This is a genomic window from Flavobacterium notoginsengisoli, from assembly GCF_014207905.1.
Lineage (GTDB): Bacteria > Bacteroidota > Bacteroidia > Flavobacteriales > Flavobacteriaceae > Flavobacterium > Flavobacterium notoginsengisoli_A.
On record NZ_JACHLB010000008.1, the window covers coordinates 132,822 to 146,525 of the forward strand.

The window sequence follows — 13,704 nt, forward strand, 5'->3', positions numbered from 1 at the left end:
ATCTGCGTGAAAAATTCTTTTTAATTCTTTAAATCTGTAGCAACCTTTTACTTATTAATTTGCTTCCAGATTTTTGCCATAAAATCATCTTTATACATTAATCTGTTCGTTCTTGTTGGATTCACACGATTGGTTAAAACAATGAGAAATCTATTGTTGTCTGGATTCATAAAGAAAAAAGTTCCTGTAAATCCCGTGTGTCCAAAGTCATCTGCTTTAAAAAATTCGTCTGGTTTTCTTTTGTCAAAACCAAGTCCACGGTAGATGCCGCCTTTTGTTAAAGGCGATTGCGTAAACTCTTTTACCACTTTTGCTTTTAGAATTTGTTTTCCCTGAAATTTTCCTTCATTTAGTAACATTTGGCAGATAACTGAAATGGATTGGGCATTTGCAAATAAACCCGCATTTCCAGAAACACCTCCAAAAATAGCCGCCGCTTCATCGTGAACATATCCTCTAATAGTATCTTTTCTAAAGAAATTATCCAATTCTGTAGGCATTACATTATCAATAGAAGTCCATTTTAAAGGATTGTATCCTATTTTAGAAATTCCTAATTCCTTATAAATTTCGTTTGCCAATTGATCAAGTTTTTTTCCTGTTTTGGCTTCAATCATTTCCTTTACCAAAAGTAAATTCAAATCGCTGTAAACGTATTTGCCACGCTGATTCACTTTGGCATTGGCAATCTGCTCATAAACTTTTTTATAAAAATCAGGATTCATCCACATGTTTTTATAAACCTGAATCCAGTTTTCTTTTGGTGTAAACGAAAGATAATTAGCATCATAAACTATATTTTTGTTCACATACATGGTATCAAACAATTCTGGATATTCTGCTGATTTTTTATCACTCAAAAGTGGCGAACCGTCGGGTGTTGAAAGCATATCTTGGTAGAAAGTAATACTAGCTTTTAATCCCGAAGTGTGAGTTAATAATTCAAACAACGTTAAGTCTGCAATTGGCGTGTTTTTAAAAAAAGGAACTACATCGCCCACTTGATTTGTAAGTTTCATTTTATCCTCACCCACCAAACGCATGGTTACTATTGTCGCCCCTAAAACTTTAGACATAGAAGCCAAATCGTAAACATCATCATTTTTTACGGGCTGTTTTTTAGAGTAGTCTTGAAAGCCATAATTTTTGGATATGAAAACAGCATCTTTACTTCCAACAATAACCTCAGCTCCAGGAAAAAATCCTTTTTCAAGTGCGTTTGTCATCATCGAATCGATATAAACTTCATTTCGTTTTACATCAAAAGATTTTTTCTGAGCATAACTATTGATTCCGAATAGAATCAAAAATGCGAATACAATTTTAGACGTTCTATTTTTCATAATTGTATTTTTATTTTGTCGTAAATTCTATTGGAGCACTTTCCGTTTGGGTCTGACTCAGAGCAGAAATTGCATAAACCGTATTCTCTAAGTCAGCATTTGGAATTTCCAATTTTGTAAGTGTCGTTACATAATAGATATTTGCCGAATTAGAAAAATCTGTAATTTTTCCTTTTGGGAATCTGTAAATCACAAATTTCTTATCATACATTTCAGATTTCCAGCTTAACACTGCTTTATCACCTTTCTTAGTAATTAAAGCATTGGTTGGTGCTTGCGGTTTTACTCTTGTAATTCTGTTTGCTTCTGGAGTTAGGGCAATATACTTATATGGTTTTTCGATAAGAGCATTTCTTAAGGTATCTCCTTTTTTGAAGAATGAGTTTGCTGTAAAATGCATAGAACCATCAATTTGAGGTATTTTACGAATCATTTCTATTTGTTTTACAATTTGATCTGGACTTCTCCATTCTGGTTCTTTGGCCGTATTTGAAATTTTATAATCGCCGTGACCAACATAAACATTTGCACCATATTTATGATCTGCCCACCATTTTGCCAAAACTTCAAAATTGGCTCTGTCAAAACCAATGTGCCAGTACAATTGTGGCGTTACATAATCAATCCAGTTTTCTTTTTGCCATTTTAGGATATTAGCATATAAATCGTCATAATTAGTTGCTCCTGCCTTTGTATTAGAACCTTGAGAATCTTTAGCAATATTTCTCCAAACTCCAAAAGGTGAAATTCCGAATTCGACTTCTGGTTTATTAGCAATGATTGTATCTCTGATTTGTTTGATAATTAAATCAACATTATCTCTTCGCCAATCGTCTTTATCTTTAAACTGTCGCGGTTCTTTAGCGAAAGCTTTTTCATCTGGAAATTCCTGTCCTTCTATTTTATAAGGATAAAAATAATCATCCATATGAACAGCCTGAATATCATAATTTCGAACAATTTCGCCTACTACAGAAGAAACAAAATCTCTGGTTTCTTTGTAACCCGGATTAAAATATCTTGATTTTCCGTAGGTTAAAAACAATTCTGGTTTCTTAAAAAACAAATGCGTTTTTGTCAAAACATCTTTTACGGTATCTTTTTGTACGCGGTACGGATTCAGCCAAACATGTACATTCATTCCTCTTTTTCCTGCTTCGTCAATCATCATTTGAAGCGGATCAAACCCTGGAGCAACGCCTTGAGTTCCTGTTATCCAATGCGAAGCTGGTTCTTTTGTTGATTTGTAATAAGCATCTGCAGTTGGGCGAATTTGAAAAATTACTGTATTCAAATTATTAGATCTTAAATTATCTAAAATAGAAATCATTTCCGCTTTCATCTGTTTATCTGACAATCCCGGTTTTGATGGCCAGTCGATATTATCTACGGTAGAAATCCATGCTGCACGCATTTCTCTTTTCGGTGATTCTTGACTGAAAAGTTTTGTTTGAAACAGCAGTATTAGGATTATGAATTTTAGTTTTTTCATAAGATTGTATTTTTGATTCGTTAATGTTGCAGGGATTAACCGCAAAGATCGCGAAGACTTACGCAAGGTTCGCAAAATTTTCTTTTTAATCTCGCAAAGTCGCAGAGTCGCAAAGCTTTTTTTAAGCTTTTTAATAATGCTTTGCGACTCTGCGACTTTGCGAGCAATTTCACATATTAAAGAAAAAAATCTCTTAAAAAAATTATTCTAGTAAAAAGATTCCTCCTTCGATTAGTGATGCCCAAACTTGTCCTTTATCATCAATCGTAAATCCGTTGATGCTTGAACTTCCTAAATTAATTTGCTTTATGATTTCAAATTTGGCAGCATCAACAACAATTACTTCCCCTTTTCGGCTTCCTATGTAAATTTTATTTTTGTTTTCAAGTATTCCAGCCGGATTGTGTTCGTATCCCAGTTTTAAATCCAAAACTTTACTTTGGGCAGCTACGTTTTCTTCCGTTAATTCCATCTCATCATTAAGTGGCACTCTCAACAAAAGACCATCCATTGTTTTACCATAAAACCATTTTCCATCCTGACTTTTCCCCATTGACTCTCTAATTTTCCATTTAGAAGTTCTCAAAAGCGTTTTTCCTGTTTCAATATCCAAAACAGTTAAAAAACGCTGAGGCGTAACAAAATATAGTCTGTTTTTTGTTGAAACCATATTGACATTTCCGGCAGAATACAGGATTTGTTTGTCGTTACCATTATTCCATTTCCAGATTAGATTTCCTGTGTTTTTATTCAAACAATAAATATACGAATCCCAAACTCCAAAAATTATTTTATCACCCTGTATTAAAGGAGTTCCTTGCGAATAGGACATTGGTAAATTATTCTGCCAGATTACTTTGCCAGTAACGGCATCTGCACAAATAAAAGCTGTAGAACTTGCCGTGTAAATTTTATTATTTTCTGCAACTGGCGAACCTACCAAAACACCTCCAACAGGAATTGTCCATTTTTGTTTTCCAGATTGTGTATCAAGTCCTAATAAGTTTCCTTCTATTGTACCAATAACCAAATTATTTTTTACAATGATTGGCGAGAAATAAATCGAATTACCCGTTTCCGTTTTCCAGTTTTGGCTTTTATTTTTCAGATTAATCGATTTTATTTCGCCAATTGAATTAGTAAAATAAAGATTTTTTTTGTCGAATGCAGGAAGGCTGTAAATTGACGCAATATCTTTTAGAAAAGGCGTTTGCATTGTTACACTATCTTTCGGAATTGTAATTTTAGAAGGCTTTGACGGAACCGAAAATTTAAAAACTCCCGGTTTATCAATTTCCTTTTGATAGATACTGATACTGTCTTTACTTATAATTACCTGATTATAACTTTGTGTTTTTCCGTCAAGCGAAGTTATGGAAGTCCCCATTAAACCGCTTAAACCAGAGAAATCATATTTTCTTAGAGTATGTCCGTGCCCGCAAAAGGATGCTACAGTGGGATATTTTTCTAAAACAGCAAGTACTTCTTTATAATTACTAACGCTATTATCTAATGGATAATGAGCAAAATTCAGTACTTTTTTATTGCTGTTTTTAAGATTATCTTTTAGTGTTTTATCCAACCAAAGCACATTTTCGTGTTTTACAAATCCGTCACCCATCTTCATATAAGGTCCGCATGGAAATCCGATAAAAACATAATCTCCTTTCGAAAACACAAAACGATCCTCTCCAAATATTTTTTTATACGTTAAACCAGCGCTTTCACTCCAGTTTGTTTCATGGTTTCCCGAAATTACATAATAAGGTTTTTTCAATTTTGATAATATTGAATGAACTTGTTCCAATTCGTCATTGGCACCACGATTGGTTAAATCTCCAGTTACAACTACAAATTCGAAATCAGAATTATTAATTTCTTTTACGATATTCTGCAATAGAAAATCATTGTCATTTCCTACTGAAACGTGCAAATCGGTAAGTTGTATAAATTTGATATTTTCTGATTTTTCTGCATTTTGAGAAAAACAGGATATCGTTATAAAAAATAATAGTATTCTTAAAAATAGATGTTTCATGGGGAATTTTATTTTATTGAACTTTTATTAAAATAATATTGAGACAGATTGTGTTAGACGCACTGCGGTGCGTCTCTACAGTACATGTATGTATTTTTTTCACGCAGATTTCGCAGATTCAACAGATTTATTTCAGCAATTAACTATCTTGTGTTGCGGAAAAAATCTTTTAGATCAATTTAATCTGTGGGTTAAAAAATACCTAACAGGTTTTGAAAACCTGTTAGGACTAGGTAACCAACCAAAATTTATGCATTCCTTTTTATGGGTAAAATGGCAACACACAATTACTTATCTAATTTTTTATTTTGTCGTTGAAGAAATTATGAAAGAATAACAACTGAAATTTCAAGGAGTTTTCCCAATACTTAAGATCATGTTTTCCAGGTCGTTCGATATAATCGTGATTAATTTTTAGGGCTAACATTTTAGCATGAAGCTGTCTGTTTACATCCATAAAAAAATCATCAAAACCGCAATCGATAATGAGTTTCAAATTATTGCTTTCTACTAACGAAAGCATATTCGTTACTGTATTTTTTTCCCAATTGTCTGGGAATTCAGTTATAGAACCAAGACGTTTTTTAATATCCCAGTTATCTGGAAAAGGTCTAATATCAACTCCACCGCTCATACTTCCAGCAGCACCAAATATATCTTGATGCTTAAAAGACAAATACAAAGCTCCATGCCCGCCCATACTTAAGCCTGAAATAGCTCGATTTTCACGATTAGCGATAGTTTTGTATTTTTTGTCTATATAAGGAACCAATTCATTGACAACGTAAGTTTCGTACTTAAAACTAGGATCAATCGGACTGTCAAAATACCAGCTTGAATAATTTCCGTCTACACCAACTACAATAAAATTATACTGATCTACCTGACTTTTAAGTTCTTTAAAATCTTTCGCCCAAGAACCATAATTTCCGCTATATCCGTGAAGCAAATAAACTACTGGAAATTTTTTATCATTCTTTTTATAACTTTCTGGAAATATCACGCAGCTTTTTATATTCTTATTCATCGAAGGACTAAAAACCTGAATTGTATCAACAGTAGCTGCTTTTGCAGAAAAAAAGAAGAATACTATATATAAGGTATAAAGTGATTTTAACTTATGGTTATTTCGAAATGAGGTTTCCCTACTATTTTGAAGTCTATTTTTAGCAGAGAAAATATAGTTTTTCATATAATACGGTTTTGTTAGAAAATAGTTTTAACAAATATATACAAAAAACAAACAAAATACATTATTTTGCGTTATTTAACAAAATAAAAGATAAATAACGCAAAAACACGCAGAAATTATTTTTATTTAAAGAATAAATACACCAGATTTCCTATATTCTTCTAGACTTGGATCTTCTGGATTTAGATTAGTAACTATAGTATCCAATTGTTTTAAATCACAAACCACGTGAGGCATTTTAGTATCCAACTTATCAGAAGAAAACATTGAAACTACTCTATCTGAAGCCTCTATCATTGCTTTTTTGACAATTGAGATTTCATAACCAATCTCGGTCAAACCTTGTTTTATATTAATACTACTTGCTCCGATGAAACAAATATCTGCTTTAATTTTAGAAACAACCTGAATTACATCCATACCTATTGTTACCATTGCATTTTTCTGCATCTTTCCTCCAATAAAAATTAAATCAATATTAGGATGTTGTGAAAGCTGCATTGCAATTGGAAGGCTATACGTATAAATAGTAGCTTTTAAATCGGCTGGGATTAGCTTTGCGAAAACTAAATTTGTGCTTCCTCCACTCATTATAATAACCTGATCATCATGAAGCAAAGACAAAGCTTTTGTTACAATCTTTTTCTTTTCGTCTTCATCAGAAATATTTATATTAAAAATATCAGTAGCTTTTTCTGTTACCAATACAGCACCGCCATAAACCTTTTCTAACAGTTTTTTATTATCTAGCTCGTTTAAATCTCTCCTAATTGTATCCTCAGACAAATCCAGGACCAAAGCCAAATCGGTAGTAACAACCTTCTGTTCTTCAACAAGTTTGGTCATGATAAATTTATGTCTTTCGGCTTTCAGCATTTTATTAAAAGTTTAAGTTCGGCACAAATATATCAAATAATTCTAATGAAATTAACAAGCCTTGACAAGAATTGCAATAGTTTGCATGTTTTGTGTAAAAAAAGGAAAAGCGAAAAATTACTCAATCAAAAATTGCGTTATTTTGCGTTATTCAAAAGATTTTAAAAAAATATTAACACAAAAAATGCATTTGTATGCAAAAATTAAATATATTTGCTTAACAACCATAAAAAAAAACCAAGTAATCATGAAAAAACTATTTCTTATTTCATTGTTGGTTTTGTTCATTCAAGCAACATTTGGGCAAACAAAAACAATCACTGGAACGGTAAAAAACAAAGCGGATGGTTTCCCCATACCTGGAGTCAGCGTAATGATTCAGGGAACCTCCAATGGAACCTCAACTGATTTTGACGGAAACTACAGCATCAGCATCGCACCTGGACGAAGCCTTAGTTTCAGCTACATGGGTTTTGAAACCGTAGCAATCAAAATTGAAGGACAGCAAAAAGTAAATGTTGATCTTTCTCCAAGCACTTCAAAATTGGACGAAGTAGTTGTAGTAGGATTCGCTTCTCAGAAAAAAGTAAATCTTACTGGAGCAGTTGCAAAGGTAGATGTTAAAAAAGCCTTGGGAAGTATTCCTGTTACTGACATTACAAAAGGTTTACAGGGAACTACTCCTGGACTTAATATTACTAGTAACTCAGGTAACTTAGGCAAACAATCAAATATTAATATTCGTGGTATGGGAACTATTGTAAATGGAGAAGCTTCTGGATCTCCACTTATTTTAGTTGATGGTGTTCCAGGCGATTTATCCATGCTAAATGCAGAAGACGTAGAATCGATGTCTGTACTTAAAGATGCTGCTTCTGCTTCTATTTATGGTGCTCGTGCTGCATTTGGAGTTATCTTAATTACTACTAAAAGCGGTAAAAATTCTAAAGGCAAAGTAAGATTTGCTTACAGTAATAATACAGGTTGGAGCAATCCAATTTCTTTGGTTCAATTTAATGATCCTACTGTAGAACTTCCTGCAATGATCGAGGCACAAGCTAGAGCTGGAAATGCAAATCCGGAATCTTTTGGTATGAACTACAAAACATTATTGCCAGGAATCATCAACTGGAAGGAAAAATATGCTGCAACTAGAAACCCTAATGATAAAAACATGATCTTGGGAGAAGATTTTGATATTATTGGAGGAAAAGAATATTTCTACAGAATTTGGAATCCGCATGATGAAATGTTAAAAAAGAATGCGGTACAAACACTTCATAATTTATCTGCTCAAGGTTCTTTGAGTGACAAAAGTTCGTTTATTGTTTCGTTAGGTCTTGCTAATCAAGAAGGTGTAATGAAAATTAACAACGAAACCAACCAAAGATTCAACCTTAATCTTGGTCTTACTACAGAATTAGCAAGCTGGCTTACTGGAGATTTTAAAGTTTTAGGAACTTTCCAAGAATATGATTCTCCATTTAACTACTATAACAATGGTATTGATACTGCTGGTAACGGTTATTTTGGTTACTATATGCGTTGGGGTTCTTATTTCCCTTATGGTACTTATAATGGCACTTACTTTAGACATGCGCCAGGTTATATGGCAAATGCATCTCAAAATGAAAGCAAGTCTAATGATATGAGGATAAGCGGAAAACTTACTGCTCAAGTCACAAAAGACTTTAATATTATTGGAGAATATAGTTTTAATACTAATTTTTCAAGTTTAAAAATGAACGGTGGTCAAGTGCCTCTTTGGGACTTTTGGACAGGTGCAGCTGACTTAGTTTCAGGAAAACCAACTTCGATGGAAGTGGCTAATGATTTTGTTGCGCAATCTAAATCATCTTTTACAAGAAATGTAGCCAATTTTTATGCTAATTACACTAAAACATTAGGAGAAAACCATAACTTTAAAGTATTAGGAGGTTTAAACTCAGAATGGTATGATTTTGAGAGAACGTACGCTCGTAGAAATACACTTTTAGACAAAAGCAAGCCAGAGTTTAATTTAGCAATTGGTGATCAATTTACTTCGCCTCTTGTTGCAAATACTACTTTAAATCCAGGTTTATCAAGATATGCTATTGCCGGATTTTTTGCGCGTGTAAATTACGATTACAAAGGAAAATATTTACTGGAATTAAACGGACGTTATGACGGTTCGTCAAAATTCCCTACTAATGAGCAATGGGGATTCTTCCCTTCTGCTTCTGTTGGGTATAGAATTTCTGAAGAAAGTTTCATGGAAGGAACAAGAAGCTGGTTAAATGATTTGAAAATTCGTGGTTCTGTTGGTTCAATTGGAAATCAAAACATCGCTAACAATGCCTTTTTACCAGTTATGACTAACGTTACTACTAATCCTAATCCATATTGGATAGGTAGCGGTACGACAGTTAATCCAACTGTTAATCAGCCTTCAAATGTTGACCCGAATTTAACTTGGGAAAAAGTAACTACTCAGGATATTGGTATTGATATTCGTATCTTTAATATGTTAGGTTTAACATTTGATTACTATCAACGTGATACTAAAGGAATGTTAGCACCAGGAAAAACACTTCCAGGTTCATTTGGTCAGGCTGCTGCCAATACAAACTCTGGAAACTTAAGAACAAAAGGTTGGGAACTTGCACTTAATTTTAATAAGCAAATAAACAAAGACATCAACGTTTATGCAGATCTTACACTTTCTGATAATACTACTGAAGTAACGGAATGGAATAACTCTTCTAAACTTTTAGGATCTTTTTATGCAGGTCAAAAATTAGGTGAAATCTGGGGATTAGAAACAGACCGATTAATTCAAACAACAGATCAAGTTGATGCTACAGGACTAATAGTAAACGGTGTTGATTATAAAAATGTAAGAACTGGTGCTTTTAGATACGGTGCAGGAGATGTAATGTATAAAGATTTAGACGGAGACGGAGTAATCTCTAGAGGAGATGGAACAGCTCTTAAACCAGGAGATTTAAAAGTTATCGGAAATACTACACCTCGTTACCAATATGGAGTTCGTCTAGGTGGTGCTTTATACGGATTTGATATTGATGCATTCTTTCAAGGGGTTGGTAAACGTGAATTCTGGACAACTTCAGACTTAGTGTTACCATTCTACAACAGAACGGATGCCATGTATGCAAGTATGAATGATTACTGGACACCGGAAAATACAGATGCGTATTTCCCTAACCCATATCCTGGACACGCTACGAATGCTTTTGGAACTTATGCACCTGGATCAAACAATTTTGTTGCGCAGTCACGTTATTTATTAGATATGTCTTATTTACGTTTAAAATCTATGACTCTTGGATATACTTTCCCGAAAAGTATTTCTCAAAAGGCTGGATTTGACAAAATCAGACCGTATGTTTCAGGTTTCAACTTAGCTACTTGGAAAAGCAGCAAATTACCTGTAGATCCTGAAATTAATGAAACTGAAGCAGTATGGGGAAGAACTTTCCCTTACTCTAAAACATGGTCAGTTGGTATACAACTTGCGTTTTAATAAATGTATTTAAAAATCAAAAATTAAGTAAAATGAGAAAATTAATCATAAACTCTAAGATAAAACTATCAGTTGTCTTGCTTGCTTTTGCAGGTCTAACTGCTAGCTGTTCAGATTTTTTGGATACACCTCCTGAGGATGTATTTACAGATGACAATTTTTGGACTTCAGAAAATAACGTAAAAACATTCTCTTGGTTGAACTATAATACGTTTAACGGGTATGGAAATAACGCAGGTACTACTGCTGATTTCTACTTTCATGCTTCGTCTACTGGATTAATAGATGACAACTTAGCAATGAACGTTTTCACAAACTTTCTAACCGCTCCAAATGCTACCAATACCAACTGGAACGAGTATTACACTTTGATTCGTCGTTGCAATCTTATGTTAGAAAGAGTGCCAAATGTTCCTATGGATCAAGCGAAGAAAAACCATTACATTGGTGTTGCAAAATTCTTCAGAGCTCATACTTATTTTCGTTTAGCACAGCAATTTGGCGATGTGCCTTATACAGATAAATATTTAGCTCAAAGCGATGCTAATGTCTATAAACCAGCTTTATCAAGAGCAGAAGTGATAGACAATGTTATTAAAGATTTAGAAGAAGCAATTCCAATGTTACTAAATGTTGATGACAGCAATGTTACTGTAAATAAATATACTGCTTATGCATTGTTAAGCCGAGTATGTTTAGGTGAAGGTACTTATAGAAAATACAATTTAGCACAAAATGGAAGTGTTTATCTTCAAAAAGCTAAAGAAGCTGCTTTAGCCGTGATGAATAACAACTCTTTCAAACTAAATGCAGATTGGAAAGCACTTTACAACTCTGTTGAGTTAATGAACAATACTGAGGTAATTTTAACTAAAAGATATATTAAAGGTGTTTTAGGAAATTCGGTACAAGCTTATACCAATACTTCTACTGTTCAAAACGGATTGACAAAATTTGCTGCAGAAAGTTATGTAACTACAAATGGATTGCCAATCAAACAAGCTGGAAACGCTCAGTTTTTAGGTGATGCTACTATTGCTAATACTTTTGCTAACAGAGATCCAAGATTTGCTAAAGCGTTCAGCAATGCAGATTATGCTTACTCTGACAAACCTTACAATGGTTTAACTTCTATCACAGGTTATGTATTCCAATTGTATAATAATCCTGCTACAACGGGTACAGACGTTTCAACAATTGGACAAAATCAAATTGATGCTCCAGTTTTCACATTAAGCGAAGTGTATTTAAATTATGCTGAAGCATGTGCAGAATTAGGAACAATTACTAATGTTGATCTTGATTTATCACTTAACAAAGTTCGTACGCGTGCAGGAATTGCAACTTTAACTACAGATGGTACAAACGCAGCTGCTGGTGGAGTACAAATAAACGATCCGCAAAGAACAACGGCATTAGAACAAATTTCTGGAATTGTAAATCCGATTATTTGGGAGATTCGTCGTGAGCGTAGAATCGAGTTTATGGCTTGGACGACAATGAGAAAAGAAGATCTTATGCGTTGGAAAAAAGGAGATTATTTAGATACCAATTCAAATCCTGATGTTGTTTTAGGAGCTAGAATACCTGCTTTGATAGGAGGAACTACTAAAACAAGAGTAAACGCACAAGGATATGTAATTCCTTATGCAGCAGGTGTATCAAGATTATTTGTATCTCCAAAAAATTACTTGAATGCAATTCCAACAAATGATATCAATTTATACGCTGCAGAAGGTGTAGAATTGAAACAGAACCCAGGTTGGTAATTCAATTCATATTATAAAAAATTTGCCCCCATAAAATAAAACTGCCTCTGGAAGTAATCGAACCAGAGGCAGTATTTAAAAAAGCTTTATTTCATTCTTTTTACAGTGAAAAAAAGCTAAAAAATTTCAATCTGAATTTTCAGATCATCATTCCCATCATCAATCACAAACAACAACCAATCAAATAATAGCTTAATTTTATTAGTCATTTTTTGCCTAACTATTAATTGTAATTAAAATGATAAAATTCATCTCAAAAAGTGTCCTAATTGCAGTTTCTCTGTTTGTAACGTCTTTATATTCTAATTCGTTTTCAAAAGTTACAGCATTCGGTACATCAGAAATAAATCCTCCGGTGATTAAAACTGGAGCAGATAATTACGAGAAATATTTACCGCTTTTAAAAGACAAAAAAATAGGAATTGTAACGAATCAAACAGGAATTTTATCTGACAAAACACATCTAGTTGACTTTTTATTAGAGAAAAAAATTACCGTTCAAACCATATTTGCACCAGAACACGGTTTTAGAGGAACTGCCGATGCAGGAGAACATGTTGTTGACGGAAAAGATCCTAAAACTGGTTTGTCCATCATTTCTCTTTACGGAGATAATAAAAAACCAAAACCTGCTCAATTAAACGGAATCGACATTATGGTTTTCGATTTACAAGACGTTGGAGCTCGTTTTTACACTTATATTTCTTCATTGCATTATGTAATGGAGGCTTGCGCCGAAAATAATTTGCCGCTTATAATTTTAGACAGACCGAATCCAAATGGAAGTATTGTTGATGGTCCACTTTTGGAAAAAGAGTTTACTAGTTTTGTCGGTATGCACCCTATTCCACTGCTTCACGGAATGACAATTGGAGAATACGCTCAAATGATTAACGGCCAAAAATGGCTAAAAAATGGAACGCAATGCAAATTGACTGTTATTCCTTGTTCTAATTATAAACGCACAATGGAATACAGTTTATTGGTAAAACCTTCTCCAAATTTACCAAACGACCAATCTATAAATCTCTATGCAAGTTTATGTCTTTTTGAAGGAACAAATGTGAGCATGGGACGCGGAACGGAAAAACAATTCCAAATTTACGGTTCCCCATATTTAACCAAAACTAACTTCAGTTTTACGCCAAAACCAAATTTCGGAGCCAAAGATCCGCTTTATAATGGAAAAGAATGTTTTGGAGAAGATTTAACTTCCTACCCAAGACTCAAACAATTAGAATTAAAATGGTTATTAAAAGCCTATCAAAATACCAGCGACAAATCGAAATTTTTTAATGCCTTTTTTACCAAACTTGCCGGAACAAAGAAACTGCAACAGCAAATTGAATCTGGGGTTTCAGAAAAGGACATTCGCGCAAGCTGGAAAAAAGATTTAACTGCCTTCCAAACGATGAGAAAACCTTATTTACTCTACTAAATAAAGCGTTTTTCAAAAACTAAAATTTCC

The 13,704-nt window shown here is 33.5% G+C and carries 8 protein-coding genes; 3 read left to right on the forward strand and 5 right to left on the reverse strand.

The window, feature by feature from the left end; genetic code table 11:
- Nucleotides 1-47: 47 nt before the first annotated feature.
- The 5 genes from HNP35_RS21125 to HNP35_RS21145 form a co-directional block, all read right to left on the reverse strand.
- Entirely contained in the window at nucleotides 48-1,343 is a 1,296-nt protein-coding gene (locus HNP35_RS21125) for a serine hydrolase domain-containing protein (RefSeq protein ID WP_184166968.1), read from the reverse strand.
- Nucleotides 1,344-1,353: 10 nt separating this feature from the next.
- Nucleotides 1,354-2,835 carry a glycoside hydrolase family 10 protein gene (locus HNP35_RS21130; protein WP_184166971.1) on the reverse strand — a complete coding sequence of 494 codons (1,482 nt, stop codon included), beginning with the start codon at nucleotides 2,833-2,835 and terminating at the stop codon, nucleotides 1,354-1,356.
- A gap of 202 nt (nucleotides 2,836-3,037) precedes the next feature.
- Nucleotides 3,038-4,873, reverse strand: a complete 1,836-nt coding sequence (locus tag HNP35_RS21135; RefSeq protein WP_184166976.1) for a PQQ-binding-like beta-propeller repeat protein — start codon at nucleotides 4,871-4,873, stop codon at nucleotides 3,038-3,040.
- 295 nt (nucleotides 4,874-5,168) lie between these two features.
- Nucleotides 5,169-6,065 (reverse strand): alpha/beta hydrolase, encoded by an 897-nt coding sequence (locus HNP35_RS21140; protein WP_184166979.1) that lies wholly within the window; start codon nucleotides 6,063-6,065, stop codon nucleotides 5,169-5,171.
- A gap of 126 nt (nucleotides 6,066-6,191) precedes the next feature.
- Nucleotides 6,192-6,941, reverse strand: coding sequence for a DeoR/GlpR family DNA-binding transcription regulator (locus HNP35_RS21145; RefSeq protein WP_184166982.1), 750 nt, complete (start codon nucleotides 6,939-6,941; stop codon nucleotides 6,192-6,194).
- A gap of 247 nt (nucleotides 6,942-7,188) precedes the next feature.
- Here HNP35_RS21145 and HNP35_RS21150 point away from each other — a divergent pair, with 247 nt between their 5' ends.
- From HNP35_RS21150 to HNP35_RS21160, 3 genes are all read left to right on the forward strand, one after another.
- The gene (locus tag HNP35_RS21150; protein WP_184166984.1) at nucleotides 7,189-10,467 is read left to right on the forward strand and encodes a SusC/RagA family TonB-linked outer membrane protein; all 3,279 of its coding nucleotides are present in this window, start codon (nucleotides 7,189-7,191) and stop codon (nucleotides 10,465-10,467) included.
- A 32-nt stretch (nucleotides 10,468-10,499) separates the two neighbouring features.
- A complete protein-coding gene (locus tag HNP35_RS21155) occupies nucleotides 10,500-12,236 on the forward strand; it encodes a RagB/SusD family nutrient uptake outer membrane protein (RefSeq protein ID WP_184166987.1) in 1,737 nt (578 codons plus the stop codon).
- Nucleotides 12,237-12,474: 238 nt separating this feature from the next.
- A complete protein-coding gene (locus HNP35_RS21160; protein ID WP_184166989.1) occupies nucleotides 12,475-13,674 on the forward strand; it encodes an exo-beta-N-acetylmuramidase NamZ family protein in 1,200 nt (399 codons plus the stop codon).
- Nucleotides 13,675-13,704 lie beyond the last annotated feature (30 nt).